Raw genomic sequence first — 26,897 nt, 5'->3', positions numbered from 1 at the left:
GGCGTGTCATGCGACCCAACAGGCCCAGGTCGGTGGCCGACCGCGGCGACCTCCGGACGCAAGCCGTCCGCGATCGAGGCCAGCGGCGTCCAACGCAAGGAGCATTCGCCATGAGCCATCCGCGACGCGTCGTAGTCACCGGAATGGGACTCGTGACGCCGCTCGGCGTCGGCGTGGAGCCTGTCTGGCGTCGACTCGTCTCCGGGCAGTCGGGGATCCGCCGACTGCCCGACGAGACGGTCCCGGACGTGGCCGCGAAGGTCGGCGGGGTCGTCCCCTCGATCGCCGAGGATAGGCAAGCAGGGTTCGACATCGACGCTGCGGTTTCACCTAAGGACCAGCGCAAGATGGACCGCTTCATCGCGTTCGCGATCGCGGCCGCCGACGAAGCGATCGCGCAGGCCGGCTGGCGCCCGGCCTCGGCGGAAGAGCGCGAACGGACTGCGACGATCATCGGGTCCGGCATCGGCGGCTTTCCACAAATCGTGGAGGCGGTGCGGACCGCTGAGCAGAAGGGAGTTCGGCGACTGTCGCCGTTCACCGTGCCGTCGTTCCTCGCCAACCTCGCGGCCGGATGGGTGTCGATCCGGCATGGGCTCAAGGGCCCGCTCGGCGCGCCGGTGACCGCCTGCGCCGCTGGCGTCCAAGCGATCGGCGACGCCGCGCGCATGATCCGAGCGGACGAGATCGACGTCGCGGTCTGCGGCGGCGCGGAAGCCTGCATCGACCGCGTCAGCCTCGGGGCCTTCGGCGCGGCGCGCGCGCTGTCGAGCGCCCACAACGACCGCCCCGAGCTGGCGTCCCGGCCGTTCGATTCCGCGCGCGACGGCTTCGTCATGGGCGAAGGCGCGGGGGTCCTTGTGATCGAGGCGCTAGGACACGCTCTGGCGCGAGGCGCGCAGCCGATCGCGGAGCTCGTGGGCTACGGCACGAGCGCGGACGCCTATCACCTCACCGCGGGGCCGGAGGACGGCGACGGCGCCCGGCGCGCGATGGTCCTCGCGCTGAATCAGGCGGGGATATCGCCGTCGGACGTCGACCACATCAACGCCCACGCGACGTCCACCCCGGTCGGCGACCTCGGGGAACTTGCGGCGATCCGATCGGTGTTCGGAACCGGAGCAGGGCCAGCGATCAGCTCGACGAAGTCGGCGACCGGGCACCTGCTCGGCGCGGCAGGCGGGATCGAGGCCGTGTTCGCGATCCTCGCGCTGCGGGACGGGATCGTTCCCCCGACGCTGAACCTCACCGACCCTGATCCAGCCGCGGAGGGGCTCGACCTCGTCGCCCTCACGAGCCGCCGGGCCCCGCTCGAGGTCGCCATGACGAACGGCTTCGGATTTGGTGGGGTCAACGCAAGCGCACTGTTCCGGCGCATGCGTTGACGGGTTTCGAACATCGTCACGAGCTGCTCCCTCAGGCGCAACGGCTCCCATCCGCGGCCGCCGTCGGCCCCGGGCCGGAGAGCGGCGGAGGCGGTCACACCGGGAAGTTCATCTTCAGGCGCTCGCGGCAGACCTCGATCACGCGGTCGGACAGGGCCTTGTCGTCCCGGCACGCGCGCGCCAGCACGATCGCGCCGATCATTCCGGCATAGAGCGCGAGCACCTCGTCGCTCGTGTCGTCGCCGAGGCCAAGCGTCTTGCTGAGACGCGCCGCGGCCTCCCGCGCGCCGTCCGCCGCTGCGCGCTGCACCACCGCGTCACCGCGGGAGGTCTCCGCCCCGAGCGCCGCGATCGCGCAGCCGGCTTCCGGATGATCGCGATGACCACGGCTTACATACTCGTCGATCGCCGCCGCCGCGCGATCCTTCCGCGGCCCTTTCGATCGTTCTGCGGCTTCGACCAGATGATCGGTCGTTCCCTGAAGGGAGCGCGTCACCGCCTCCGCGACCAACGCGTTCTTCGAGCTGAAGTGAGCATAGAAGCCGCCATGGGTCAGGCCGGCCTCCTTCATGAGGGCGGGCACGCTGACGCCGTCGACCCCGTCGCGCCGGAACAGCGCTGCAGCCTGCGACAGGATGCGCTCACGCGTGGCGGCCTTGTGCTCCTTGCTGAGCGGCATGTGCGTGTCTCCTCCTCCGCGCGTCCGCCCGCTTGACGGGATCGACGTCGCGCCCTTTGTATGTCGTACATAATATCATGTTACGACTGTCATCTTAAAGCCTGCGCCGCAGGTCAGGCAACGTTTTGGGCCGAGGATAACCCCGTGGGTGGATTCTGGAACGGATTGCGGACGCTTCAGGAGGCGCTCGCCGGACTAGACGATCCGCACGGCGAGCGCTTCGCTCGCCTCGAGCAGCGGCTGCGTGAACTCGAAGAACGGCTGGATCAGATGAGGGGCGATGGAGGAGGTTTGCCGGAACGACCGATCTCGACGCCGCCGACGCAAACTTTCGCCGCCGCGGAGTAGGCAGGCGTGCCTGCTTCGGAAGCGCATGTGATCGAGATATTGACGCGACCCAAACCATGCAATCGAAGGACACAAGCGGCGCGGGGTCCGACATCTGCTGCTGGCGGTTCAGAAAGCTCGCCGCGAGCTCACGCGTCGGCTGGATACAACTCGCCAGCCCATTTCTCTCACTGGCGATCAGGTTGTGCTGCTGGCGTCGATCTCGGGGATGCAGGCGCCGCGCGCTGTCGACCCGCTCGCGAGCTCGTCAAGGACCATAAGACGATCTCGGCTAACCTGAAGCTCCTTCAGAAGAAGAAGCAACTGTTACGCTCGTCCAAGGATACAGGCGGTTCCCGTGGTCAGATCCTATCCTTGACCTAGCTCCGGCACCGAGGCGTTCCGGATCGCCTGTCGCATCGTTGGGACGTGGAAGAGCAACGTCCAGTCAGTTGACCGGAGCTACGACACGCTTTCTTCGCGGCCTAGGGGGCAATGACGCGCCTCAGTCCGCCGCCGCCGCCGGCGGGCGATTGGCCTTAAGGAAAATAGAGCAGCGCTAGTCTTCCACTTTGCCCTTGACCCTCTTCGCCTTCGGCAACCGGACGTGTCGAAGGTCGGCTCCGGGTCAGAGGCGGTCAGTTCCGCGAGAAACCAGAGCGTTCAATCGATCGCGGGCAGTTGTCTCAATCCGCTTTCGCCAAAGCTGCGCATCGACCGACGTCCTGTGAAGGACGGACGGGCGCGCAGGGCGTCCACGCCGCGCGGTCAGCGTGCGCAGTGGGGAGACGGTCGCCCTTGGCGGCGCGGTTTGAGATCTGGCTCATGGTCTTGAGAGGATCTCCGCTCTCGGCGTAGCCCGTCAGCAGGGGCAGAGGCAGCAGGAAGAGCCACAGCAAGCGGGCTCCGCTCAATCTTGTCCAGCGTGTCATTGCGGGCCTCACATCCAAGGAACAAGGGGCGCGCTGATCGTCGGTCCGGCCTCGTCGACCACCGGCGTCGTCTTCGCGGTCGCCTCCGAGGACAGCAGCAGCGAGGCTCCGAAGGCGACGGCTCGGGCGAGGATGATGGCCGAAGCGGCGGCGGCTTTCCCGAATGACATCGGGTGCTCCTTCATGGTCGGGGTCAGCGCGTCCGGGAGCCGCATGGCGCGGCGCCGGTCGCTGTCGTGACGGGACCATGGCGCGCCCCGCAGTTGCGTTGGATTGAGTGATGTTAAGAAATGTTCGCCAGCCGCGCTCCGGCAGAGCCGCCCAATGAACTCCGGCGGAAACAACTCTTAACATCACTCAATCCAACGCAACGCTCCGACGCTCCACGGTCCTGTTTCGCAAGCGGCTGACGCAGTCTTTCCGCTTCGCGCCACCAGGACCCAAGCTCATGACCGCCACGCAGACCTTCGACGGCTTTACGTTCTTGCGGGAATGGTTGACCGCGCCGCTGCGGGTGGGGGCCGTTTTTCCATCTGGGGCGACGCTCGCCAAGGCGATGACCGCGGAGATCGGCCCCGAGACGGGCGCGGTCATCGAGCTCGGACCCGGCACGGGCGTCTTCACCCAGGCCTTGATCGCGCGTGGCGTGCCGGAGCACCAGCTGGCGCTGATCGAGACGGGCTCGGAGTTCGCCGCTCTGCTCGACACGCGCTTCCCGCAAGCGCGGACCCTCTGGATGGATGCCTCGCAGCTGCGCGGCGTCGACCTGTTCGACGGGGAACTGGCAGGAGCCGTCGTGAGCGGGCTTCCGCTGCTTTCGATGAAGCCCCGGAAGGTCATCGCGATCCTCGACGCCGCGTTCAGTCATCTGAGACCGGGCGGCGCCTTCTATCAGTTCACCTACGGACCGACATGCCCGGTCGCCCGCCCCATCCTCGATCGGCTGGGCCTCAAGGCGGTCCGCGTCGGCTGGGCGCTCGCGAACGTTCCGCCGGCGTCCGTCCACCGCATCCAGCGCCGCGCCCAGCGACCGCTGTTCTCCGGTTGGCGCTGATCTCCGAAACGAACCACCGGCGCATTTTTAGGGAGGGCTTCGTGCTCCATTCCTTGTCGATCAACGGCCACGTCCATCGCGTCGAAGCCGACGGCCGCACCCCGCTGCTGTGGGCGCTTCGCGATGCGCTGAAACTGAGCGGGACAAAGTATGGCTGCGGGGTCGGGATGTGCGGCGCCTGCACGGTCCATCTCGACGGCCAAGCCGTGCGCTCGTGCGGACTCGCGCTGGAAGACGTCGCGTCGGCGAAGGTCGTCACGATCGAAGCCGTGACCGGAGCCGAGGCCGAAGCGGTCCGCGACGTCTGGGTTGCGCGCGACGTTCCGCAATGCGGCTTCTGTCAGTCCGGGCAGATCATGAGCGCGATCGCGCTGCTGCGCGACATCAAGTCCCCGACCGACGAGGACATTGACTCCGCCATGAGCGGCAACCTCTGCCGATGCGCCACCTACCCCCGTATCCGCGCCGCGATCCACGACGCCGCCGCACAGCTGCAAAGGCAGGCGAGCAACGAGAGGGCTCTGCCATGAGCGCGCCCATGACCAAGGCCACGACCGAGGCCATGAACTCGAAGGGCGGGTTCCAGATGTCCCGCCGCCGACTGATCCTGGGCGGATCGCTCATCGCAGGCGCCCTGGTCGTCGGCTATTCAGTGACCCATCCAACCCAGGTCGTCGGCGCCATCCTGCAGGGCGGCGGCCAGGACCCGGAGCCGAGCGCATTCGGGCCGTTCATCCGCATCGGCGCCGATGGCTGGGTCACGGTCGTCAACAAGCATCAGGAAATGGGCCAAGGAATCCACGCCGGTCTCGCAGCGATGGTGGCCGAAGAGCTCGACGCCGACTGGGACCGGGTGCGCGTGGTCGAGGCGCACGGCAATTTCCGGGCTTACGGCCCGCAGTTCACGGCCGGGTCCGGATCGGTGGCTGGAAACTGGGATTTGCTACGGAACGCCGGCTCAGCCGCGCGCGCGATGTTCGTCGCGGCCGCCGCGCTCCGCTGGGATGTGGCGCAGGAGTCGATCATGGTGCTGGACGGCGTCGTGTCGCATCTCGGTTCCGACGAGACCGCGACCTTCGCCGAACTGCTGGAGGAAGCCTCGCGGCAGCCCGCTCCCGAGACGCCGACCCTCAAACAGGCGCAGGTCTACCGCCTGATCGGCGCCGACCGTGTGCGGCGCAAGGACAGCCTGCCGAAAAGCACCGGCGCCCAGATCTACACGCAGGATGTCCAGCTGCCGGGGATGCTGACCGCAATGGTGGCGCGCAGCCCGCGTTTCGGGGGCAAGCTCACGAGCTTCGACGCCGGCGAAGCGCGCAAGATCGAAGGCGTGGTCGACGTCTTCGAGATCGAGACGGGCGTCGCCGTAGTCGCGGACGGCGCCTTCGCGGCCCACAGAGGGCGCGAGGCGCTCAAGATCGAATGGGACGACCGCGATGCCGAGACGCGCTCATCGCCGGAACTTGTGCGCTGGCACCACGAGATCGGCGAAGGCCGATCCGACGTCAAACCGAGCGCGTTCCAGACGATCGGTGACGCCAAGGCCGCGTTCGGGCCCGATGCGATCGAGTTCGCGATCGATTTTCCTTATCTCGCCCACGCCCCGATGGAGACGGTCGATTGCGTCGCCCGCGTCGACGGCTGGAGCGTCGAGATCGTCTCCGGCTCACAGATGCCGACGATCGACCAGGTCCAGGCCGCGCGCGTCGCGCTCACATTGCCTGGCAAAGTCGACATCAAGGTGCTGCCGGCGGGAGGCTCTTTCGGGCGGCGCGGCGTCATGTCGGCCGATTATCTCGTCGAATGCGTCCGGATCGCCAAGCGGACCGACGGGGCGCCGGTCAAGCTGATCTGGACCCGCGAGGACGACATCACCGGCGGCTATTACCGGCCGATGGCGCATCACCGCGCCTGGGTCGAGCTCGGTCCGGACGGCTTTCCGGCGCGCTGGCGCCATCACGTCGTCGCTCAGCCGCTGCTTCCGATCGGAAGCGACTTCAGCATCGAAGGCGTGAGGGACTCTCCTTACTTCGCAACCGCGTCGGTCGTGGACGGACAGGTGTTCGCGCCAAGCTGTCCCGTGCCGGTCCAGTTCTGGCGGTCGGTCGGCCATTCGCACACCGCCATGGCGATGGAGCACATCGTCGACCAGCTGGCGCTGAGGGCCGGCCGCGATCCTGCGGACTACCGGCGCGCGCTCTATGAGAAGGCGGGCGCGACGCGACGTCTCGCCGTTCTCGACGAGCTCCGCCGCAGGGCCGGATGGAGCGAACCGATCGAGTCCGACTGGGCGCGCGGCATGGCGGTGCACGAAAGCTTCGGAACCGTGGTGGGCCAGGTCGCGGAAGTCCGGCTTGTCGACGGGCGGCCCTCGGTGCGCCGGGTGGTGGGGGTGGTGGACTGCGGCGTCGCGATCTCGCCAGACCAGATCGCGGCGCAGATGGAGGGCGGGGTCGGCTACGGCCTTTCGGCGGCGCTCCATGGCGCCGTCACGCTGAAGGACGGTCTCGTCCAGGAGACGAACTTCGACCGCTACAAGGTGCTGCGCATGAACGAGATGCCGGCGGTCGAGACCCACATCATGGCGTCGGCCGAGAGACCGAGCGGCATGGGCGAGCCCGGCGTGCCGCCGATCGCGCCCGCGGTCGCGAACGCGATCCTGGCGCTCACCGGCGCTCCGACGCAGGCTTTGCCGTTCCGGCGCGTGGGTGATCCCCCGAACGCGCGTCTCTTCGGAAAGGCAAGCTGACCGTGGCGCGGTGGTCGGCAGCCGACATCCCGTCCCAGAAGGGCCGCTCGGCCGTCGTTACGGGAACCGGAGGGCTCGGATACGAGACAGCGCTCGCTCTGGCGCGAGCCGGCGGCGAGGTCGTCATCGCGGGCCGCAATCCCGAGAAGGGAGCGAACGCGGTCGCACGAATCCTGCGCGAGGAGCCCTTGGCGAACGTGACGTTCAAGCAGGTGGACCTGGGCAACCTGAGATCGATCGCGGATCTCGGCGAAAGGCTGCGGGACCAGAGGCAACGCCTCGATCTGCTGGTCAACAACGCAGGCGTCATGACGCCGCCGAGCCGGCAGGAAACCCAGGACGGCTTCGAGCAGCAGCTCGGCGCCAATTATCTCGGCCATTTCGCGCTGACGGCTCACCTCCTGCCGCTGTTGCGGAACGGCCAAGACCCCCGCGTGGTCACGCTGTCGAGCGTCGCGGCGCGCCAGGGCGCCATTGACTTCGACGATCTGAACGCGGCGAAGGCCTACAAGACCATGGCTGCCTACAGTCAGTCGAAGCTCGCTTGCCTGATGTTCGCGTTTGAGTTGCAGCGCCGCAGCGAGGCCGGCCAATGGGGCGTCACGAGCATCGCGGCGCATCCGGGCATCGCGCGCACCGACCTCCTGCACAACGCCCCTGGCCGCTGGAGCGGCGCAGGGCTCGCACGGTCTCTGCTGTGGTTTCTCTTTCAGCCCGCGGCCCGAGGCGCGCTGCCGACGCTCTTCGCCGCCACCTCGCGGGAGGCCAAGCCCGGCGGTTACTACGGCCCGGACAGGCTCGGCGAGACGCGGGGCCATCCGGCGCCAGCCAGGATCCCGCCTCAGGCCTTGGACGGGGCCGCTGCGCAGCGGCTCTGGCGCTATTCGGAGGCGCTAACGGGCGCTCCCTTCGGTTAGCCCGCTTTATAAAACATAATATTTCCCGCCGTGACGGACGGCCCTTGGCGTGGGACCTTGGGATCGCCCTTTGTCGAGCCATCGCGTGTCATGAACCTCCAGATTCAGACCTTCGCCCCGGAGCTGACGGCGACGATCCTGCTCGTCGAAGACGACCGCGACATCGCCGAGATGCTGGCCGAGACGCTGCAGCAGAACGGATACGCGGCCGCCACCGCGCAGTCCGGCGCGGAGATGGACCGGCTCCTTCGCCGGCAGTCCTTCGACCTGATCGTGCTCGACGTCATGCTGCCCGGCGAGGACGGCTTCAGCATCTGCCGGCGCCTGCGTGCGGAGGCGCGCACGCCGATCATCATGCTCACCGCCGTCGCGACGGACGTCGACCGCATCGTCGGTCTCGAGTTCGGCGCGGACGACTATGTGACGAAGCCCTTCAACACGCGGGAGCTTCTCGCCCGGATCAGGAGCCTGCTGCGGCGTGCGTCCTACGGGTCCGAGCGGCCCGAGCGCGCCGGCGCCATGACGTTCGCGGGCTGGCGGATCGACCCGGTGGCCCGCACCCTGGTGGACGAAGCCGGGTCGCAGGTGTTCATGACCACGGCGGAATTCGATCTCCTCGTCGCGCTCTGCCTCAACGCCGGGCGCGTGCTCACGCGAGAGCAGCTCCTGTCGCTCACTCATGCGGGCGTCGCCGGGCCCGTGGAGCGCAGCGTCGACGTTCACATCAGTCGCATCCGCCAGAAGCTCGAGCCGAACCCAAAGGACCCGAGCCTCATCAAGACGGTGCGGCTCGGCGGCTACCTGTTCACGCCGATGGTGGAGCCGTCATGAACCGTTGGCGTTCGCTGTTCCTATGCGGCTCGATCCGCAGGCAGATCATCATCTTGACGGCGCTGCCGATCCTCGCCGTGGTGGTGATCGCGAGCCTCATCTACAGCAGCGAAAACAAGACGCCCTACAAGAGCCGCGTCGCGATCAAGATCCAGATGGTCGTGTCCCAGCTCGCCGTCTCGGGTTCCCCGCAGGCCGCCGACGCCGTCATGACCGCCACGAGCCAGACGGGGCTTAAGGTCGAGCGCCTCAGCGCCCGGACGGCGGCCGCGGAGCTTGTCCCGTTCAAGACGTCGGACTGCGACCTCGCCGAGATCAGCGGCGAGCTGACCTCGTCGCTGGGCGCCGAGGTTCGCAAGCGCACGATCGCAGGATCGTCCGAGGAGGTCATCGCCGTCCCGCTCGCAGGCGGAGACGTGCTGGCGTTCACGCCGGCGGTTCGGCCGTCGCTGCCGCTGCTTCACCCGGAGCGCCTGCTGTTCCTGCCGAAGGTTCTCGTGGTCGTGCTTCCGATGCTGCTCCTGGCGATCTACGTCGGCAGCATCATCACGGCTCCGTTGACGAATTTCGCCCGCGCGGCGCAAGCGCTGAGTCCCGACGAAGGGCCCGACCGGCCGTTCGAGGAGCACGGGCCGAAGGAGATCAGCGCGCTGGCGCGCGCCCTCAACGACATGCGGGCCCGCATCCGGGAGATGATCGATGGTCGGACTCGGATGGTCCGGGCGATCAGCCACGACCTCCGCACGCCGCTGACGCGCATCCGCATGCGCGCCGAGCGCTCGACGGACCCGGCGCTTCGCGACGCGATGCTGACCGACATCAGCCGGATCGACGCGATGATACAGGAGACGCTGAACTACCTGCAGCGCGACGTGGCGAGCGAGGCGGCCGTGCGGGTTGACCTCCCGAGCCTGCTTCAGACGGTCTGCCACGACTTCGCCAACCTCGATCTGCCCGTGTCCTACGAGGGGCCGCCGAGGCTCGCCTTCGCCTGCAAGCCCCAGGCGCTCGTCCGCGCCTTCACCAACCTCGTCGACAACGGCGTGAAGTTCGCCGGGCTCGTCACGGTGCGGCTGGAGACGCTGGCCGATGGCGGCGTCCGCGTCGAGGTGGCCGATGACGGTCCGGGCATCCCGCAGGAGCTTAGGGCCAAGGTGGTGGAGCCCTTCTTCAAGGGAGACGCGAGCCGCGCCGCCACTGCGCCGGGCGGCTTCGGCCTCGGACTGTCGATCGTCGACGAGATCGTCCGCAACCACGGCGGGACCATGACCCTGCTCGCCAGCGATCCTCATGGGCTGGTCGTCCGGGTCGATCTGCCTGCTCTCGTCGAGGCCTCGATCGCGCAATCCGGCGACGCCAGATCGCCGATGCCGTACAGGACCGAGCAGCCGCGTCACGCACCGATCTAATCGGCGTGGACTCGCTCCACGCTGGGCAGTTCCTCGTCGTCCGCGAGAGGGTGCCTGCCGCGCGGCCCGGCTTCTTCTCTGCGCCAGCTCCTGACCGGGGAGCTATACGGAACATCCGACGCTTCGGACGTTCTCCTGTATCCGGTCGCGACAGGCGCCGCCGCCTTCGTGCGAAGGCGCGACCCACGACGAGACCGACGCGGCCATTCGGGCAGCGGCAAGGCGTGGGTCAAGGGTCCCGTCTTCTCGATGGCATACCGGCATCGCCCGACGTCCGGGGGATCAGGTCACGACAATCACGTTCACTGGCCGGCAATGCCCCGAGGGCCCGGTAAGAGAACGACCCACTGGAGACATCTCCTCTACCGGCGGCCGTTCGCTATGGGCGATCGATCCGCGCTGCTGATCGTCGCCAGCAGATCGGCTCCGCCCATATCACTCGGCGGCGATCCTGCCCGGTGACGGGTCCGCCACACGCCAGCCGTGCCTGCGCAAGTAAACGATCTGAGCGGTCAGTCCGACGACGAGCATGACCAAAAGGCCGGCGAGGGCGCCCTGTAGGAGCGGCGACTTCGGATCGGTAACCAGGGGATGGCCGTCCGGGACGCGACGAAGCGTTTCGTTGACGCTCGGCGCCATCGAAAGGAACGTCGTCAGGGTGAGGAAAATCGTCTCGAGGTAGGCGCCGACTCGGCCACATTGCGGAATGCGACCGATGCCGTACCCGGTCAGCAGCAGCAGGATCGTCGCCGCCCCGATGCCGTAGCTTATCGGCTCACGGGCGACCAGAAACACCGTTGTCGCGCCAATCAGCATCGATACGAAATACAGGGCGCCGGGCGCAGATCGCGGCACGATCCTGCCGTGTCGGGCGAACATGTAGATGGCGACCGGAATGGCGGGCAGGCTGCCGAGCGTATGCACCCAGCCGAGTGGCGAAATTCCAAACATGAAGATTGTCCTGTTTTCTGATCTGGCGCGATAGATGATCGCGGTCGACGGGCGTCGCGGTTTGTGCAGGCGTGCCGGTTCTCAGCTCCGATGAGACCGCGTCATCGGCGATAGGCGCCTCGGGGCATGCGTCGTGGAGGGGGTCTCAAACCTGCCCTTCCGCCTCGTCGTGCGGAGGACGCGCCGGCCGGACGAGGGTGATGCTCAGAGCCGCGCTTGCGGCGAGACAGAAGGCGATGCAAAGGACGGCGGCGATGAGCGCCCGCGTGATGGCGGCCGGGTCGGTTCGCGCGCCCAGCACCTCGTAGAAGACCCCGCCGATCACGGCGACGCTGAGCGCGGTGCTGACCTGGAGAGCCGAGCTGGCGACGCCGGCGATCATGCCGGAAAAGGCCGGCGCGACCCGGCCCGTCACCATCCGCATCAGGGTCGGCAGCGCGAGCCCCTGCCCAAAACCGATGACGAACAGGAGGGCGGCGAGCGGCGTCGGCGCCGGATGCGCGCCAGCCAGCGTCGCCGCGAGGAGCCCGGCGAGACCCAGGAACCCGACAACCTCCAGCCCCAAGCCGATCGGATTGACATAGGCGCCGCAGAACTGTCGGAGAAAGGGGGTCGAGAGCGGCCCGAGCAGGAACCCGGCGCCAAACGGCAGGAAGACAAGGCCCGCCTGCAGCGCCGTCACATGCAGCGCCTCCTGCAAGTAGACAGAGAACAGCAGGAAAAAGCTCCCGATCGAATAGAACAACAGCGCGATCAGCAGCGCGCGGCCCAGTCCCTGCGCCCGCAAGGCGCCCGGGTCGAGCAGGGGGGCGCCGCCCGCTTGCGCCAGACGGGTCTCATAGCGCCAGAAGAGCCACGCCAGCAGCGGCGCCGCGACGAGCGACAGCCAGGACCAGAGCGGCCACCCGGCTTCCCGCCCCTCGACCAGCGGCACGAGCAGCGCGCCGAGCGCTACCATCGACAGCGCCATGCCGCCGAGATCCAGCCGGCGAGCGTCGCGCGAGCGCGTCTCTTTCAGCAGAGGACTGCCGAACAGCAGGACGAGCATCGCCACCGGCAGGTTGATCAGGAAGATCGCCCGCCACCCCAGCCCCAGAAGATCCAGCGAGATCAGGACGCCGCCCAAGGCCTGCCCGACCACCGCGGCCAAACCGAAGATCGCGCCATAGATGCCGAGGGCGAGCGGCTTCTCCCTCTCCGGGAAAATCGCCTGCACCGAAGCGAGCGCCTAGGGCGCCATCACGGCGGCCGTTACGCCCTGCAATGCGCGCCCGGCGACCAGCGCCCAGGGCGATGAGGCGAAGCCGCACAGGGTCGAGGCGGCGGCGAAGCCGATCAGGCCGAGAAAGAACACGCGGCCGCGACCGAACAGATCGCCAAGCCGCCCTCCGGTCGTCAGCGTCACGGCGTAGAGCGCGGCATAGGAAGAAATGACGAGCTGCTCGGCGGAGGAGGAGGCGCCCAAATCCCCCCGGATCGAGGGGAGCGCCACATTGACGACGAAGAAGTCAAGCGGCGGCAGGAACGCGCCGACCAGCAGGATCACGAACGTCGTCCAGCGACGCGGCTCGAGCAGGGCGTCGCCGTCCCGGACCATGGCGGCCGTAGGGGCCGCGGCTTCACATGTTGTCGCGCTCATGAGTGGATTGCCGTCCTTGAACCTAAACTTTCGCCGCCGCCGGTCACTTCGGGCCGCCGCAGTTGTCCGTGTCGAAGTCGGTGGCGATGGAGATGTCGCGCCAGGTGGTGATGTCGGCGCGGAAGGAGTCCAGCTTCTGCTCCGCTATCGCGTGTGCGCGCGGGCCGATCGGGAGGTGCAGCGGCGGATGCTCCGAATCGACGGCCTGCAGCATCACGGCGACGGCTTTGGCCGGGTCGCCTGCCTGCCTGCCGTTATTGCTCTGACGGTAATGACGTCTCGCCGGCGCCGTCTGGGCATAGGCGGCGATCTCCCGCGCTGCGGTGATCATCGAGCGGCCGAGAAACGCGGTGCGGAAGGGGCCGGGCTCGACGATGATCACGTGCACGCCGAGTGGACGAAGCTCCTGTGCGAGCGCTTCGGACAGACCTTCGACCGCAAATTTGCTCGCGTTGTAGAAGCCGAAACCCGCGGAGCCGGCGATCCCGGCGCCCGAGGAGAGATTGACGATGCGGGCTCCGGCGCGTTTGCGCAGCGACGGCAGGGCGGTCCGGGTCGTCTCGATCAGGCCGAAGAGGTTCACCTCGAACATTGGCCGATATTCGTCGGGCTCTCCCTCTTCGATCGCGCCGATGAAGCCGAAGCCGGCGTTGTTGACGAGCACGTCGAGGCCGCCAAACGCGCTTTCGGCCAACGCCACGGCCTTTGCGGCGTCGCCGGCGCGGGTGACGTCTAGCGAAATGCCGCGCACCGTCTCGGGATAGCGTTCGCACAGCGACGTCAAGCTATCCGTCGAACGGGCGGTGGCGACGAGGCGGTCGCCTCGCGCGGCGACGGCCTCGGCAAGCTGCAGGCCCAGGCCTGACGAGCATCCTGTGATCAGCCAGGTTTTCATCATGTGCTCCTTCAGCTTCGGGACCGGGCGGCGCACGAGCCGACGCAACAAGCGGTCGGCGCGCCGCCGTGCCCAGCGGGATGAAGCGCATGTGGGTGATTGAATTTGTTCGGTAACTGACAGTATCGTACGGTCGCCGTTCATTTTTGTGGGTCGGGCGATGGAATGGAGCGACATCAGGATTTTTCTCGCGATAGCCCGCACCGGCACGCTGGGCGCTGCCGCCCGCACGCTTCATCTGAGTCATCCCACGGTCGGACGCCGCCTTCGGGCGCTCGAAGAAGCCACCGGCCAGACGCTATTCCAGAGGACGGCCGGCGGTTTCGTTCCGACGGAAGAAGGAAACGCCGTCATCGCTCTGGCGGAGCAGATGGAAGAAAGCGCCCTGACCATCGAACGGCGGCTGGCCGGACAGGAGCGAAATCTTCAAGGGACCTTGCGGATCTCTTCAGCCGACTGGTTTGGCGCCTACGTCCTGCCGCCGATCATCGACGATTACGCGAAGGCCTATCCGCACGTTGATCTGGAGATTCTCACCGGCGCCCGCCTGTTCAGTCTGGCTCAGCGCGAGGCCGATATCGCCTTCCGGATCGTCCCGTTCGACAGCCCCGACATCGTGCAGCGACGACTGGTCCGTCTGCCCTATGGCGCCTACGTCGCGGCAGGCTCACCCGAGCCGGTTTATGGGGATGGAGCCGGCTTCCGGCTCATCACCCACGACACGTCGACAGGCCAATTCCCGGATATCGCCTGGCTCACCGAGAGCTTTCCCAACGCGAAGCCGCTCCTCCGGTCAAACAATCGGAACGTGCAGGGGCGGATGTGCCGCCAGGGCATCGGCATCGCCGTCCTGCCACAAGTCGTCGGAGATCAGACAGTGGATCTTCGCAAGCTCGATCTGCCGGCAGAGCCGCCCTCACGGGATATCTGGATGGGCTATCATCGGGACATCCGGCGCCTTCAGCGGCTGCGGGCCTTCATAACCGTCGTGACCGATCATCTTACGAAGACGCCACTCCAGGCGTGAACGCTGCAGTCGGCAACTTCAGCTTGAGAGCCGGTCGCCCGTCGGAGAGAAGACGAGAAACTCCGGCGAGGTTGCAACCAAGATCGGCGAGGGCGAAACGAGGCTCACTGGCGGCGCTTCGGACGGCCGCCGACGTCCGTGATCCTGTTACCGGCGAGCCTGACGACAACGCCTTCATCATCGCGCTCGCCGAGCACGACATTTGTCCGGTGCGGTCGGCTTCCGGGATCGTATCCGATTGGGACCGCGAGCTCACGACCGCGCCGTTTTGGATTTACCCGCGACCCCATCCTGCAAAGACTGGTAAGTGGAATTTAGTAAGCGCCTGATGGCGAAGCTTCAAAAATGAACAATTTTCAGGATTTACTGGCGGAGAGGGTGGGATTCGAACCCACGGTACGGTTGCCCGCACAACGGTTTTCGAGACCGTCCCAATCGACCACTCTGGCACCTCTCCGCGTATCGGCGAGCGTCGATCCGCGCTCCATACACGGCGCGCCACGTCGGCACAAGATGCGCGGCGCGGGGGATCGCGCGGAAGACGGGCGCGCGGCGGTCAGACCACGACGACGTCGCGCCAGGTCAGGTCGAGTTCGGCGCCCAGGGTCGCGAACCGGACGGCCGCGTAGGTCGCGGCGCTGCCGTCGCGGTCGAAATAGAGACCGCCCGCGGTCGGATCGTACAGGATCCGGTCCGTGGCGTCGGCGGCCTGGGTTCCAAGCGCGAAGGCCGCGGCCGCGAGCCGCCCAGGTCCGAGACCGGCGAACACCGCGTCGTCCAGGCGCAGCGTGTCGGCGACGACGTCGAAGTCGGTGACGAGGTCGATCGAGACGCCGTTCGGTCGGTCGGAGAACAGGAAGATGTCCGCGCCGTCTCCGCCGGTCAGCGTGTCCGATCCGCCGCGGCCGTCGATCAGGTTCGCGCCGGCGTTGCCGACGACGACGTTGCCCAGCGAATTGCCGACGCCCGACAGGTTCGCCGAGCCCGCAAAGACCAGCTTCTCGATGTTGGCGGCAAGCGCGATCGAGCGCGTGGTCTCGACCGTGTCAAAGCCGGCGCCGGCGGATTCCCGCACCTGATCCAGAGCGTTGTCGACGACATAGACGTCGTCGCCCAGGCCTCCCGACATGGTGTCCACGCCCGCGCCGCCGTCGAGCCGGTTCGCGGCGGCGTTGCCGATGAGCGTGTTCGCGAGGAGGTTGCCCGTCCCGGAAAGAGCCTCCTCTCCCGTAAGGACCAGCTTCTCCACGTTGGCGGCGAGCGTCAGCGACGCGGACGTCTCGACCGTGTCAAAGCCGGCGTCGGCGTTTTCGCGCACCTGGTCGAGCGCGTCGTCGACCACGTAGACGTCGTCGCCCATCCCGCCGGTCATCAGGTCCGCGCCGCTACGGCCGTCGAGGCGGTTCGCGCCGTCGCCCCCGTTGAGGATGTTCGCGAGGTCGTTGCCGACGCCGGCGAGGGCGCCGGATCCGACGAGCGTCAAGTTCTCGACGTTGGCCGCGAGCGTCGTGGTCACCCAGGCCACGACCGCGTCCGTCCCCCCGTCCGCGGCTTCCCGCGTCACGTCGTCGGCTTCGGCGAGGAGGTAGACGTCGTCGCCGTCGCCGCCGATCAGCAGGTCCTTGCCGGCGCCGCCGTCCAGCGTGTCATTCCCACCAAGGCCTTCAAGGCGGTTCGCCCCGTCGTTGCCCGTCAGCGCGTTCGCCGCGTCGTTGCCGTAGCCCACAAGGGCGGACGCGCCGGTCAATGTCAGGTTCTCGACGTGCTCGCCGAGGCGCAGGCTCACCGCAGAGCGCACGAGATCGACGCCCTGTCCCGCGTTCTCCCTCACGGCGTCCTGGGCGCTGTCGACCACATAGACGTCGTCTCCCCGGCCGCCGATGAGGACGTTGCGCGCGGCGTTGCCGATCAGCGTGTCGTCGCCGTCGCCGCCGATGGCGTTCTCGATCTCGGCCTTGGTGACGACGACGACCCCGTCGATCGTCGAGCGGCCGCCGAAGCTGAGGTCGAGCGTCGAATGCGAGGTGACGGCCGCAGCGTTCAGGGTGTCGATCCCGCCGTCCTTGTCGATGAGCGAGCGACGCGCGGTGGTCGCGACGTCGCCCAACTCGTCCGTGAAGACGTAGGTGTCGCGAAAAGCTTCCGACGCGCCGGTCGCGCCGACGTGACGGATGTCGACATCCGTCACCGTGAAATAGCCGGTCGCCGAGTTCGAGTTCTGAATCGCGACTTTCCAGGAGCCCCGGACCTCGTCGCCACGGAACGCCTGCGTCGTGAAGGTCCATTCGGACGGGAGATCGGCGGGGTCGAGGGCGCCGGAATGCAGAACGCTGCTGACGCCGTCGGGCGAGATCAGCGTGACGCGCAGGTTTTTAGCGTTCGCCAGGGCGTAGGAGTCGAAGGTGACCGTCACCTGCGAGTAATCGATCGTCAGGTCCGCGTTGATGCTGGTCGAAAGCGTCGTGACGTCGCCGCGGGTCAACAGGATGCGGGCGTTCGACCGCATCGCCTGGTCCAGGATCGCGTCGTTCGCCGACGTCTCCGCTTCGGCGGCTGTCGTCCAATGCTCGGCCAGACGCGTGGCGGCCGTCGCGTCCACAAGGCCGAAGCCATAATCGTTCGAGTGGTGCAGGCCGCCGCCGTTCCAGTGGGAGCCGCCGTTCTCTGTCCAGCGGGAGGTTTCGGCTCCGACCATCGCTCCGCCGATCGCGCCGCCGACGTGGCGGGCGGAATAGGCGAGGATGTCCGCAACGTCGCGCCAGCCGAGGAGAGGGTTCGCCTCCAGCATCAGCGCGACGACCCCGCTGACCATCGGCGCGGCGGCGGAGGTGCCGGCGAAGGCGGAGAAGGAGTCGGCGCCGGCGTAGCCCGCGGCCCCCGTTCGGTCGGTGGTGACGACCTCGCCCGAGGTTCCAAAGGCCGACACCAGCAGGTTGGAGCCTCTGGTCGTGAAGGATGAAACGTCGCCGGTCCGCTCGACCGCCCCCACGACAATCATGTGCGGATCGTTTTCGACCGCGGTCATCCCGGTGTTGAACCGCAACTCGCCGTAGTTGCCGGCGGCCTTGACGATGTTGAGGCCGAGGCCGCCGCGGCCGGTCTCCACAGCTTCGGCCGCCGCCGCGACGATGGCGTCGCCGAAGCGGTTGCCGGCTGCGTCCTCGATGTCGAAGTAGGCGGCGTAACCGTTGCTGACGTTGAGCACGTCCGCGTCATTCGCCGCGGCGTCGGCGAGGCCTTCGGAGAGGTTGGCGACGTAGTCGTAGATGGTGTCGGAGCTCGACGGCGAATCCGAATAGCCTCGCAGTCCGACGAGCGTCGCGTCGTAGGCGACGCCGACCGCGCCCGATCCGTTGCGCGCGGCGCCGATCAATCCCATCACGGCGGTGCCGTGCGCATCCGCGGCGTAGCCGGGCGAGGCGTCTCCGCTGCGCTGGAGGTAATCGTAGTCCAGCGTCCGGTCATAGTTCGGCTTGAGATCGCGGTGCCGCGTGTCGAACCCGTCGTCGAACACCCAGACGGCGACGCCGGCGCCCGTGTAGTCGTTCCAGGCGCCGAGGACGTTCAGATCGTAGCCTTCGTTCGTCTCATGAAGATGCCACTGATCGTCGAAGAGGGCGTCGGTGGGAAGGGGGAGCGGTGCTTCGGCCAAGGCGCGTCCTTCGAGACGGAGGAAAGTTGTCGGACGATTGTCATGTGCGCGCGCTCCGCGAAATACAGGAAAGTACGGACCGCCGGCGGTTGACGAAGCGGCGTGTCCGGGGGGGCACGCTTCCACGCGGATCAAGCGGATCAAGCGGACGCGGGGCGGGGACAGGGACGGCGACGCCGGCGAAGCGGCGGGCGCCGGCGACGCAGCCGACCACTCCGAGCGTGACGGCCAGCATGGCGTGGCTCACCGGCTCGCCCAGCAGGCCGCCGGCGAGCGCGAGCCCGAGGAAGGGCTGAAGCAGCTGGAGCTGGCCCACGGCCGCGATCCCGCCCTGCGCGAGGCCGCGGTACCAGAACACGAAGCCGATCAGCATGCTGAACAGCGAGACGTAGGCCAGCGCCGCCCAGGCCGGGGCGTGGATGCCTCCGAGGGAGGTTGGCCAGGCGAAGATGGTCAGCGCGAGCATGAGGGGCAGCGCGAGCGCGAGCGCCCAGGAGATGACCTGCCAGCCGCCGAGCCGCCGGGAGAGCCGCGCGCCCTCGGCGTAGCCGAGGCCGCAGAGCGCGATCGCGCCCAGCATCAGCCCGTCGCCGACCGGCGACAGCGCCGCGCCGCCGGAGAGCGCGAAGCCCGCGACGAGCGCGCTCCCGACGCCCGAGAACAGCCAGAAGGCCGGACAGGGCCGTTCGCCGCCGCGGAGCACGCCGAAGGCGGCGGTCGCGAGCGGCAGCAGGCCGATGAAGACTACGGAATGCGCGGAGGTGACCCGTTGGAGGGCGAAGGCCGTCAGCAGCGGGAAGCCGACGACGACGCCGAGAGCGACGACCGCGAGGGAGCGCAGGTCCGCGCGGCTGGGGCGCGGCTGCCGAAAGAGCGCGAGCAGGACCAGCGCGAGGCCGCCGGCGATCGTCGCGCGCGCCGCCGTCAGCAGCACCGGATCGAACGCCGTCACGGCCACGCGGGTCGCCGGCAGCGATCCGGCGAAGATCGTTATCCCCACGGCTCCGTTGAACCAGCCGCTCGCTCCTGTCCGCATGCCCGCGCCTCCATCAGCCGATCGAACTCTCGGCGTGGACCTTGGTCGACGCGCTGTCGCCAGAACAGCGACGATCCAGTACAATATTTCCAAACTGTTATGGTCTCGTGTTCAATACGGATGGCGCATGGAACGGCGGTCTGGAGACGAAGCTCCCACCCGCATCGCGGCGGTGATGGCGACGGTTCGCGCCCGGATCGCGGGCCGGAGCCTCGCGTCTGGGGAGCGCCTGCCGTCGGTCCGCGCGCAGGCGCGGGCGAGCGGGGTCTCGGTCTCGACCGTGGTGGAGGCTTACGAGCGGCTGGCGGCGGAGGGGGCGATCCGTTCGCGTCCGGGCTCCGGCTTCTTCGTCTGCGGTCCCTCCGCTCCGTTGTCGCTCGCCGCCATCGGGCCCAAGCTCGATCGCGCGGTCGATCCGCTCTGGATCTCCCGGCAATCGCTCGAGGCGGGCGCCGACGTGCTGAAGCCCGGCTGCGGCTGGTTGCCGGCGACGTGGATGTTCGAGGCCGGGCTGCGCAAGGCGCTTCGGGCTCTGGCGCGCGCCGACGCGACGCAGTTGGCCGACTATGGGACGCCGCTCGGCTTGCCGTCGCTGCGCGCCGTGCTGGCGCGGCGGCTCCAGTCGCATGGCGTGGAGGCCTCGGCCGATCAGATCCTGCTGGCGGACTCCGGCACCCAAGCCATCGACCTGGTGTTCCGGTTCCTGCTGGAGCCCGGAAACGTCGTGCTGGTGGACGACCCCTGCTATTTCAACTTCCACGCCCTGCTGAAGGCCCATCGGGTCCGGGCCGTCGGCGTTCCCTACACGCCGCAAGGACCGGATCTGGCGGCCTTCGCCGCCGCGCTCGGCGAGCACAGGCCGCGGCTCTACGTCACCAACTCGGCGATCCACAACCCGACCGGCGCGGTGCTCTCGCCCCTGGTCGCGCACCGCGTGCTCAAACTCGCCGAGGCGCACGACCTCACCATCGTCGAGGACGACATCTTCGCTGATTTCGAGGAGGCGCCGGCGCCGCGACTTTCCGCTTTCGACGGGCTTCAGAGGGTCGTGCACATCGGCAGTTTCTCGAAGACGCTGTCCGCTTCGGTCCGCTGCGGGTTCGTCGCCGTGCGGCCGGACTGGGTCGAAGGCCTCGTGGACCTCAAGATCGCGACCAGTTTCGGCGGCGGGCGGCTCGCGGCGGAGATCCTTGCGCTCGCCTTGACCGACGGCGGCTACCGCCGCCACATGGAGACGGTGCGCGCCCGTCTCGCCGCGGCGAGGGAGGAGGTCGTCCGGCGGCTCGCCCCGCTCGGGATCGAGCCGTGGCTGCGGCCGCAGGCGGGGATGTTCCTGTGGTGCCGGCTGCCGGAAGGCGTGGACGCTGCGGCGCTCGCCCAGCGCTGCCTCGCGGAGCGCGTGGTGCTCGCCCCCGGAAACGCCTTCAGCCTGGCGCGGAACGCCGCCGGCTTCCTGCGGTTCAACGTGGCCCAATCGCTCGATCCGCGGGTGTTCGAGGCGCTCGGCCGCGCGTTGCGGGGCTGAGGCCGTGGCGCGCGCGAATTCGATCGACGGTTGATCGCCACGCGTGTCGGGGCGAGGCATAGTCGTCCGTCCTTGGGAATGACGGAGGACGCCGATGCTGTACGCCATCCTTTGCTACCACCGCGAGGACGTGGTCTGCGCCTGGTCCCAGGAGGAGGACGACGCCGTCATGGCCCGGCTCGCGGTCGTGCATGATGACCTGAAGGCGAAAGGCCGCCTTGGCCCGGCGGCGCGGCTGCTGCCGACGACCGCGGCGACCACGCTGCGCAAGGACCAGGACCCGCCGCTGGTGATCGACGGTCCCTTCGCCGAGACCAAGGAGCAGCTTCTCGGCTTCTACGTCGTCGACTGCGCCGATCTCGACGAGGCGCTCGACGCCGCGAAGGCGCTGGCCAAGGCCAACCCCGGCGGCGCCTACGAGCTCAGGCCGATCGGCCTGTTCCTGCCGGGCAGCGCGGAGCCCGCGGGCGGATGAGCGCCGGCGCCATGGCCTCGGGCGACTGGATCGGCGCGGCGCTCGCGGCCGCCCGTCCGCAGGCGGTCGCGGCGCTGCTTCGACGCTTCCGCGATCTCGACCTGGCGGAGGAGGCGTTTCAGGAGGCCTGCCTGAAGGCGCTGAAGCACTGGCCGGACAACGGCCCGCCGCGCGATCCCGCGGCGTGGCTGATCTTCGTCGGCCGCAATGTCGCGGTCGACGCCGTGCGCAAGCGCTCGCGCGAGCAGGAGCTTCCGGATGAAGACGCGCTGTCGGACCGGGAGGACGCGGAGGCGGCCGCGGCGGACCGCATCGACGGCGCGGACTACCGCGACGACGTCCTGCGCCTGCTGTTCGTCTGCTGCCATCCCGACCTGCCGGCCACGCAGCAGATCGCGCTCGCCTTGCGGATCGTCTCCGGCCTGTCGGTCCGGCAGATCGCCCGGGCCTTTCTCGTGGGCGAGAGCGCGATGGAGCAGCGCATCACCCGCGCCAAGGCGAAGATCGCCCGCGCCGGCGTGCCGTTCGAAGCCCCCGGCGCGGTGGAGCGGGCGGAGCGGCTCGCGGCGGTCGCCGCCATGCTCTACCTCGTCTTCAATGAGGGCTACTCCGCTCAGGGAACGGAGGCGGACGAGCGCGCGAAGCTGGCCGACGAAGCGATCCGGCTGATGCGCGTGCTGCTCCGCCTGTTTCCGGCCGAGCCGGAGATCATGGGCCTGACGGCGTTGATGCTGCTGCAGCACGCCCGCGCGGAGGCCCGGTTCGACGCCGACGGCGCTGTGGTGCTGCTCGAGGAGCAGGACCGCGGCCGCTGGAATCGCCCGATGATCGCTGAGGGCCTGGCGCTGATCGACAAGGCGATCCGCCATCGCCGACCTGGGCCCTACCAGGTGCAGGCGGCGATCGCCGGTCTGCACGCCCGCGCCCCTCGGCCGGAGGCGACGGATTGGGGCGGGATCGACGCGCTCTACGCCACCCTGGAGATCATGCAGCCGTCTCCGGTCGTCACGCTGAACCGCGCCGTTGCGATCTGGAAGGTTGCAGGCGCCGAAGAGGCGCTCGCCATGATCGAGCCCCTCGGCGCGCGGCTCGACGGCTACTTCCATTTTCATGGCCTGAGGGGCGGCCTGCTGATGCGCCTGGGGCGGGCGGCGGACGCCCGCGAGGCCTTCGGCCGCGCCATAGCGCTGGCGGGCACCCCCGCGGAGGCGGCGCACATCCGTGCGCACCTCGACCGGCTGACCGAGGCGGCTGGCGCATAGCTTCTTAGGAATTCTTAACTCGGGATGCGCTGGGCGCAGGACTGGTGTGCGACGAAAGGCGTAGAAGTCTGGCATGCCACATGCCACATCAGCGTCAACGAAGCGACGCGCTTCACACCCCTTTCCGAAAGGACCGCACCATGTCCACCCTCGCATCCGCCTCGTCCGGTTCTTCGATCGACGCCGGCTCGTTCTTCGGCCGGATCTTCGCCCGCATCGGGCTGGAGATCTCCGCCTTCTTCAGCGAGCTGCACGCGGCGCAGGTTCGCACCAACACGCAGGAGCCCTTCGGCCTCTGAGCCGAACGGTCACGCCGAGGCTGCCGAAGCGCTGGGCCCCACGCCCGGCGCTTTTTTTCGCCGTGTTGAGGACATGATTCCGGAACCAGTCACACCATCGTGCGTTTCCACAGCACGACGGCGCGAAAACGCGAAGCGGGCCGACGCTTCGCCGCGTCGCCTGCGTGGCTCATCCGGAAAGGACTGCGAAACATGACCCCATTGATCGGCATTCTGATCACCGTCCTGGTGATTTTTCTGGTGCTTTACCTCGTCGGAATGCTGCCGATCGACGGTCGGGCCAAGCAGATCATCCGGATCATCGTGATCATCATCGGCATCATCTCGCTGCTGAAGTACCTCGCCGTATTTTAATGGTTGAGCGACGACGACTGGAATGACGAACGGCCGGGTTTGACCCGGCCGTTTTCGTTTCAGTGATCGAAGGACAAGAGACTCAGGACGCCTGAAGTCGGCCGCTCGCCGTCCCGCTGAAGGGTCCATGCAGGCGCTCCCAGTTGAACGCGTGTTCCACGATCCGGTCCAGGTCGTCATGGCGCGGGGTCCAGCGCAAGGCCTGGCGAATGCGGCGCGCGTCTGCGGTCGAGACGAACGGGTCGCCCTCGCGGCGCGCTCTCTCGCGCACCGGAAAGTCCCGTCCGCTCACGCGTTTCACGGCCGCGATCACCTCCCGGACGGAGAAGCCGCCGCCATAGCCGCAGTTCAGGATCAGGCTATCGCCGTCGTTCCCGAGATGGTCCAGAGCCGCCATATGCGCGTCGGCGAGATCCGAGACGTGGATGTAGTCGCGCACTCCGGTTCCGTCGGGCGTCGGAAGGTCGACGCCGAGGATGTCGAGGCCGTCGGTGACGCCCAGCGCCGCGCGGACGGCGAGCGTGATGAGGTTCGAGGCGCCCGGAGCCCTTTGCCCGGTGCGCATCTGGGGATCGGCGCCGGCGACGTTGAAGTACCGCAGCACCACGTAGCGCAATCGATGCGCAACGGCGGCGTCCTGCAGGATCCGTTCCGACATCATCTTCGACGCGCCATAGGGCGAGGCGGGAACGAGCGGGGCGTCCTCGCTTGTCGGCGTCGGCGGCATGAGTCCGTAGACGGCCGCGGTGGAGGAGAAGATGAAGCGCCCCACGCCGCCGCCGACCATCGCGCTCAGCAGCCGGCGGGTCTTGTCGGTGTTGGCGCCGTAGGTTCCGAGCGGATCGCGCACCGACTCCGGCACGACGATCTTCGCCGCGAAATGCGCCACGGCGTCGATCCGCTGTTCGGCGAGGGTCCGGAGCACCAGCGCTTCGTCGCCGACGTCGCCGACGACCAACGGCACGTCGGCCGGCACTGCGTTGCGGGCGCCCGTGGACAGGTCGTCGAGCACCACCACTGGCTCGCCGCGGTCGCGCAGCGCCAGCACCATGTGGGAGCCGATGTATCCGGCCCCTCCGGTTACGAGAACGGTCATGCGCTGTCCCTCAGGCGCGAGGCTCGTCGCGCCTGAGACCCTAGACGCCATCGCCTTACCGCGAGGTGAAAGCGGAGACAGCCTCCTTTTGGCACGCCGGGCTAACCAAGGATTCACTCTGTTCGCGCTAGACTCTGTTTCGGCGTTACGCGCATGAGGAAATCCGGTGGTCGAAGCGGGAGGCGCTCAGCGCGGCGGATGGCGGAACGGCCTCACGGCGCGGTTTACGGCGCTGACGGGCCTGTTGCTCGTCGCGCTCGCCGGAGCCGTGGTCGCCTGCGTGGCGTTCGAGACCCGCCGCGACGCCGCAGACCGGATGGTCGTCGAACTCGCCCGCGACGTTCGGGCCGCCGCCGAGGCGCTCGGCCGCGGAGACGAGATCCATGCCGTTCTGAACGCGCTGTCCGCGCGGTCGCATGCGCTTTACGTCACCTTGGACAGGCGCGGAGGGGAGACCATCGTCGCCCTCGCGCCGGCCGCGCCGTCGCCTGAGGCGCCCCGCGAGGCGTTGATCGAGACCGGCGGCGACGGGCCTGCGGCGATCACGGTGGCCCGTGGCGCGGCCCACGCCCTCAAGACGGTGGCGCTGAGCGGGGGCGGGGAAGCGGTCCTTGGCGTCGGCGTTTCCCTGGCGGACGCCGACGCGGCGGGGGCCGCAGCCGCGGCTCGTGGGCTGTTCGCGGCGCTCGCCGTTCTCCTCGTCGGACTTCCGGCCTTCGCCCTCATCGCGCGCCGCACGTTCAGCCCGCTCTGCGGTCTGGCGCTTGCGATCAACCGGGTCGACGGCGCGAGCGTCGAAGTCGATCGCGCGGCGCTCCGCCGCGACGAGATCGGCGACGTCGCGCGCGCGCATCGGACGATGACGCGCGAGGTGTTCCGAAACGCCGACGCACTGCGGAGCGCGGCGTTCGACGATCCTCTGACGCGTCTGTTGAACCGCGATGGGCTGAACCGGCGACTGTCCGAGGCGCTGCAGGTGGGGCAGGGCGTCGCGTTGCTCAAGATCGAGGTGGGCGGTCTCGAACGGGTCGCGACCGGCCTTGGGCCGGTCGGCGCCGACGCCGCCGTCCATGGGGCCGCCGCCCGTGTTCGGGAGGTCGCGGTCGAGTGGAGCCGCCGCGCCCACGCAGCCCACGCTCTCGGCGACGATCTCTCCGTCTCGGTCGCCCGCATCGGCGAGGCGCAGTTTGCGTTGCTCGCCCACGGCGCCGGCGAAGCCGCCGCGGAGGACCTCGCGCGGTTGACGCTCGCGGCGTTCGAGGCGCCGCTGCGGCTCGACGAGCACCGCGTCGGGCTGTCGCCTGCGATCGGCGTCGCCTTCGCGCCCCTGCACGGCGATCGCGCGGAAGCCCTGATGCGTTCGGCCGGCGCGGCGCTCGCGGCGGCCCGGCTCGTGCGCGGTCCCGCTCTGCGGATCGCGGGCGCCGAGCTGAACGACCGGGCCTACTCACGCCTGAGGATCGAGCAGGAGCTGCGGCGGGCGCTTGTGGAAGACGAGCTGGAAGTGCACTTCCAGCCGCAGCTCGCGCTCGGCGGCGGACGCGTGACCGGCGCCGAAGCCCTGGTGCGGTGGCGCCATCCCGTCCGCGGCCTGATCGCGCCCGGCGAGTTCGTGCCGGTGGCGGAGGAGACCGGCCTAGTCGAGCCGCTCGGCCGCTTCGTGCTGGCTGAAGCCAGCCGGCAAGCGGCGGCGTGGGCCGCCATGGGGATCCCGATCCGGGTCGCGGTCAACGTGTCGCCGCTGCAGTTCCGCAATCCGAGGTTCTCGGAGGCGGTTCTCCAGACCATCCGGGAGGCGGGCGTCGATCCCAGCCGGATCGAGCTCGAGATCACCGAGAGCGCGGCCATGGCCGACCCGTCCCACGCTGCCCGGGAGCTGGCGCCGCTCCGGAGCGCGGGCGTGCGGATCGCGATCGACGACTTCGGCACCGGCTATTCGAACTTCGCCGCCCTGACGCAACTGCCGTTCGACGTGTTGAAGATCGACCGCAGCTTCGTCCGCGACGCGCTCGTGACGCCCGGCGCCCGTGTCGTCGTGGAGGCGGTGCTCGGCCTCGCCCGGAACCTCGACGTCGAAACGGTCGCGGAAGGCGTCGAGACCGAAGAGCAGCGCGCGTTCGTGACCGCCGGCGGATGCACCTTCGGACAAGGCTACCTGTTCGGCCGGCCGATGCCGGCGGAGGCCTTCGAGGCCTGGTACGCCAACCGGCTCGGGACGGAGCTCCGCGCCGTCGCGGCCGAGGCGCAGGCCCAGCCCAGGGCGAGACACGCGCCGGCGCGCTCCGTCGTCCCGCTGTCGTCCGGCTTCGCGCGGCCCGCCGCGTCGTAGCGCCGAAGGCGCGCCGCCGTCACGTCGTCGCGCGCGCATGCGTCATTGAGCCGACACGTCGAAGCGTCTAGAAG

Annotated in this window: 21 protein-coding genes, 1 tRNA gene and 1 pseudogene; 14 read left to right on the top strand and 9 right to left on the bottom strand. The window is 68.7% G+C overall.

Translation table 11 applies throughout. From position 1 onward, the window contains the following. Positions 1–110: 110 nt before the first annotated feature. The gene (fabF, locus tag JOD31_RS08250; protein ID WP_204949854.1) at positions 111–1,385 is read left to right on the top strand and encodes a beta-ketoacyl-ACP synthase II; all 1,275 of its coding nucleotides are present in this window, start codon (positions 111–113) and stop codon (positions 1,383–1,385) included. 94 nt (positions 1,386–1,479) lie between these two features. On the opposite strand, the gene JOD31_RS08245 is transcribed toward fabF, so the two are convergent. Beyond that, positions 1,480–2,064, bottom strand: a complete 585-nt coding sequence (locus JOD31_RS08245; protein WP_204949852.1) for a TetR/AcrR family transcriptional regulator — start codon at positions 2,062–2,064, stop codon at positions 1,480–1,482. A 1,267-nt stretch (positions 2,065–3,331) separates the two neighbouring features. Beyond that, the gene (locus JOD31_RS08240) at positions 3,332–3,493 is read right to left on the bottom strand and encodes a hypothetical protein (RefSeq protein WP_204949850.1); all 162 of its coding nucleotides are present in this window, start codon (positions 3,491–3,493) and stop codon (positions 3,332–3,334) included. A gap of 278 nt (positions 3,494–3,771) precedes the next feature. Here JOD31_RS08240 and JOD31_RS08235 point away from each other — a divergent pair, with 278 nt between their 5' ends. The 6 genes from JOD31_RS08235 (at position 3,772) to JOD31_RS08210 (ending at position 10,283) form a co-directional block, all read left to right on the top strand. Beyond that, positions 3,772–4,377 carry a class I SAM-dependent methyltransferase gene (locus JOD31_RS08235; protein ID WP_204949849.1) on the top strand — a complete coding sequence of 202 codons (606 nt, stop codon included), beginning with the start codon at positions 3,772–3,774 and terminating at the stop codon, positions 4,375–4,377. After that, positions 4,374–4,907: a (2Fe-2S)-binding protein gene (locus tag JOD31_RS08230; RefSeq protein WP_210341438.1), complete on the top strand. Its 534-nt coding sequence runs from the start codon at positions 4,374–4,376 to the stop codon at positions 4,905–4,907. The genes JOD31_RS08235 and JOD31_RS08230 overlap by 4 nt, the downstream gene beginning before the upstream one ends. Positions 4,908–4,915: 8 nt before the next feature. Beyond that, positions 4,916–7,126, top strand: coding sequence for a xanthine dehydrogenase family protein molybdopterin-binding subunit (locus tag JOD31_RS08225; protein ID WP_246482394.1), 2,211 nt, complete (start codon positions 4,916–4,918; stop codon positions 7,124–7,126). A 2-nt stretch (positions 7,127–7,128) separates the two neighbouring features. Beyond that, a complete protein-coding gene (locus JOD31_RS08220; RefSeq protein WP_204949848.1) occupies positions 7,129–8,043 on the top strand; it encodes an SDR family oxidoreductase in 915 nt (304 codons plus the stop codon). A 90-nt stretch (positions 8,044–8,133) separates the two neighbouring features. Then, positions 8,134–8,874, top strand: a complete 741-nt coding sequence (locus JOD31_RS08215; RefSeq protein ID WP_204949846.1) for a response regulator — start codon at positions 8,134–8,136, stop codon at positions 8,872–8,874. Next, positions 8,871–10,283, top strand: coding sequence for a sensor histidine kinase (locus JOD31_RS08210; protein ID WP_204949844.1), 1,413 nt, complete (start codon positions 8,871–8,873; stop codon positions 10,281–10,283). The genes JOD31_RS08215 and JOD31_RS08210 overlap by 4 nt, the downstream gene beginning before the upstream one ends. Positions 10,284–10,718: 435 nt before the next feature. Here JOD31_RS08210 and JOD31_RS08205 read toward each other — a convergent pair whose 3' ends face one another. The 3 genes and pseudogenes from JOD31_RS08205 to JOD31_RS08195 all read right to left on the bottom strand — a co-directional run bounded on the left by JOD31_RS08205 (position 10,719) and on the right by JOD31_RS08195 (position 13,768). Beyond that, entirely contained in the window at positions 10,719–11,234 is a 516-nt protein-coding gene (locus JOD31_RS08205) for a hypothetical protein (protein ID WP_204949842.1), read from the bottom strand. Between the two features lie 145 nt (positions 11,235–11,379). Further along, positions 11,380–12,831: pseudogene (locus JOD31_RS08200) on the bottom strand (MFS transporter). A gap of 85 nt (positions 12,832–12,916) precedes the next feature. Beyond that, positions 12,917–13,768: an oxidoreductase gene (locus tag JOD31_RS08195; protein ID WP_204949840.1), complete on the bottom strand. Its 852-nt coding sequence runs from the start codon at positions 13,766–13,768 to the stop codon at positions 12,917–12,919. Positions 13,769–13,928: 160 nt separating this feature from the next. On the opposite strand from JOD31_RS08195, the gene JOD31_RS08190 reads away from it, so the two are divergent. Beyond that, on the top strand, positions 13,929–14,795 hold the full coding sequence (locus JOD31_RS08190; protein ID WP_204949839.1) for a LysR family transcriptional regulator: 867 nt from the start codon (positions 13,929–13,931) through the stop codon (positions 14,793–14,795). 367 nt (positions 14,796–15,162) lie between these two features. Here the strand turns inward: JOD31_RS08190 and JOD31_RS08185 are convergent. The 3 genes from JOD31_RS08185 to JOD31_RS08175 form a co-directional block, all read right to left on the bottom strand. Continuing rightward, positions 15,163–15,252, bottom strand: a tRNA-Ser gene (locus JOD31_RS08185). Positions 15,253–15,351: 99 nt separating this feature from the next. Beyond that, on the bottom strand, positions 15,352–18,447 hold the full coding sequence (locus JOD31_RS08180) for a S8 family serine peptidase (RefSeq protein WP_204949837.1): 3,096 nt from the start codon (positions 18,445–18,447) through the stop codon (positions 15,352–15,354). Between the two features lie 40 nt (positions 18,448–18,487). Next, positions 18,488–19,483: a DMT family transporter gene (locus JOD31_RS08175; RefSeq protein WP_204949836.1), complete on the bottom strand. Its 996-nt coding sequence runs from the start codon at positions 19,481–19,483 to the stop codon at positions 18,488–18,490. 127 nt (positions 19,484–19,610) lie between these two features. Between JOD31_RS08175 and JOD31_RS08170 the strand changes: the two genes are divergently transcribed. The 5 genes from JOD31_RS08170 (at position 19,611) to JOD31_RS08150 (ending at position 23,398) form a co-directional block, all read left to right on the top strand. Further along, the gene (locus tag JOD31_RS08170; RefSeq protein WP_204949835.1) at positions 19,611–21,008 is read left to right on the top strand and encodes an aminotransferase-like domain-containing protein; all 1,398 of its coding nucleotides are present in this window, start codon (positions 19,611–19,613) and stop codon (positions 21,006–21,008) included. A gap of 94 nt (positions 21,009–21,102) precedes the next feature. After that, entirely contained in the window at positions 21,103–21,483 is a 381-nt protein-coding gene (locus JOD31_RS08165; protein WP_204949834.1) for a YciI family protein, read from the top strand. After that, a complete protein-coding gene (locus JOD31_RS08160; RefSeq protein WP_204949832.1) occupies positions 21,480–22,745 on the top strand; it encodes an RNA polymerase sigma factor in 1,266 nt (421 codons plus the stop codon). Before JOD31_RS08165 ends, JOD31_RS08160 begins: the two co-directional genes overlap by 4 nt. Positions 22,746–22,885: 140 nt before the next feature. Continuing rightward, on the top strand, positions 22,886–23,044 hold the full coding sequence (locus JOD31_RS08155; RefSeq protein WP_020187657.1) for a hypothetical protein: 159 nt from the start codon (positions 22,886–22,888) through the stop codon (positions 23,042–23,044). Positions 23,045–23,236: 192 nt separating this feature from the next. Continuing rightward, on the top strand, positions 23,237–23,398 hold the full coding sequence (locus JOD31_RS08150; RefSeq protein ID WP_020187658.1) for a Thivi_2564 family membrane protein: 162 nt from the start codon (positions 23,237–23,239) through the stop codon (positions 23,396–23,398). Positions 23,399–23,480: 82 nt separating this feature from the next. Here JOD31_RS08150 and galE read toward each other — a convergent pair whose 3' ends face one another. Continuing rightward, the gene (gene galE, locus JOD31_RS08145; RefSeq protein WP_204949830.1) at positions 23,481–24,494 is read right to left on the bottom strand and encodes a UDP-glucose 4-epimerase GalE; all 1,014 of its coding nucleotides are present in this window, start codon (positions 24,492–24,494) and stop codon (positions 23,481–23,483) included. 166 nt (positions 24,495–24,660) lie between these two features. Here galE and JOD31_RS08140 point away from each other — a divergent pair, with 166 nt between their 5' ends. Next, the gene (locus tag JOD31_RS08140) at positions 24,661–26,823 is read left to right on the top strand and encodes a putative bifunctional diguanylate cyclase/phosphodiesterase (protein WP_204949828.1); all 2,163 of its coding nucleotides are present in this window, start codon (positions 24,661–24,663) and stop codon (positions 26,821–26,823) included. The last annotated feature ends 74 nt before the right edge of the window (positions 26,824–26,897 follow it).

This window comes from Methylopila capsulata (assembly GCF_016907975.1).
Lineage (GTDB): Bacteria > Pseudomonadota > Alphaproteobacteria > Rhizobiales > Methylopilaceae > Methylopila > Methylopila capsulata.
This window is presented reverse-complemented; position numbering and strand designations above follow the sequence as displayed.

What these genes read in the sequence shown, in the direction of transcription:
- fabF (WP_204949854.1), top strand. Translation starts at nt 111, where the DNA reads ATGAGCCATCCGCGACGCGTCGTAGTCACCGGAATGGGACTCGTGACG.
- JOD31_RS08245 (WP_204949852.1), bottom strand. Translation starts at nt 2,064, where the DNA reads ATGCCGCTCAGCAAGGAGCACAAGGCCGCCACGCGTGAGCGCATCCTG.
- JOD31_RS08240 (WP_204949850.1), bottom strand. Translation starts at nt 3,493, where the DNA reads ATGTCATTCGGGAAAGCCGCCGCCGCTTCGGCCATCATCCTCGCCCGA.
- JOD31_RS08235 (WP_204949849.1), top strand. Translation starts at nt 3,772, where the DNA reads ATGACCGCCACGCAGACCTTCGACGGCTTTACGTTCTTGCGGGAATGG.
- JOD31_RS08225 (WP_246482394.1), top strand. Translation starts at nt 4,916, where the DNA reads ATGACCAAGGCCACGACCGAGGCCATGAACTCGAAGGGCGGGTTCCAG.
- JOD31_RS08215 (WP_204949846.1), top strand. Translation starts at nt 8,134, where the DNA reads ATGAACCTCCAGATTCAGACCTTCGCCCCGGAGCTGACGGCGACGATC.
- JOD31_RS08210 (WP_204949844.1), top strand. Translation starts at nt 8,871, where the DNA reads ATGAACCGTTGGCGTTCGCTGTTCCTATGCGGCTCGATCCGCAGGCAG.
- JOD31_RS08205 (WP_204949842.1), bottom strand. Translation starts at nt 11,234, where the DNA reads ATGTTTGGAATTTCGCCACTCGGCTGGGTGCATACGCTCGGCAGCCTG.
- JOD31_RS08195 (WP_204949840.1), bottom strand. Translation starts at nt 13,768, where the DNA reads ATGAAAACCTGGCTGATCACAGGATGCTCGTCAGGCCTGGGCCTGCAG.
- JOD31_RS08190 (WP_204949839.1), top strand. Translation starts at nt 13,929, where the DNA reads ATGGAATGGAGCGACATCAGGATTTTTCTCGCGATAGCCCGCACCGGC.
- JOD31_RS08175 (WP_204949836.1), bottom strand. Translation starts at nt 19,483, where the DNA reads ATGCGGACAGGAGCGAGCGGCTGGTTCAACGGAGCCGTGGGGATAACG.
- JOD31_RS08170 (WP_204949835.1), top strand. Translation starts at nt 19,611, where the DNA reads ATGGAACGGCGGTCTGGAGACGAAGCTCCCACCCGCATCGCGGCGGTG.
- JOD31_RS08165 (WP_204949834.1), top strand. Translation starts at nt 21,103, where the DNA reads ATGCTGTACGCCATCCTTTGCTACCACCGCGAGGACGTGGTCTGCGCC.
- JOD31_RS08160 (WP_204949832.1), top strand. Translation starts at nt 21,480, where the DNA reads ATGAGCGCCGGCGCCATGGCCTCGGGCGACTGGATCGGCGCGGCGCTC.
- JOD31_RS08155 (WP_020187657.1), top strand. Translation starts at nt 22,886, where the DNA reads ATGTCCACCCTCGCATCCGCCTCGTCCGGTTCTTCGATCGACGCCGGC.
- JOD31_RS08150 (WP_020187658.1), top strand. Translation starts at nt 23,237, where the DNA reads ATGACCCCATTGATCGGCATTCTGATCACCGTCCTGGTGATTTTTCTG.
- galE (WP_204949830.1), bottom strand. Translation starts at nt 24,494, where the DNA reads ATGACCGTTCTCGTAACCGGAGGGGCCGGATACATCGGCTCCCACATG.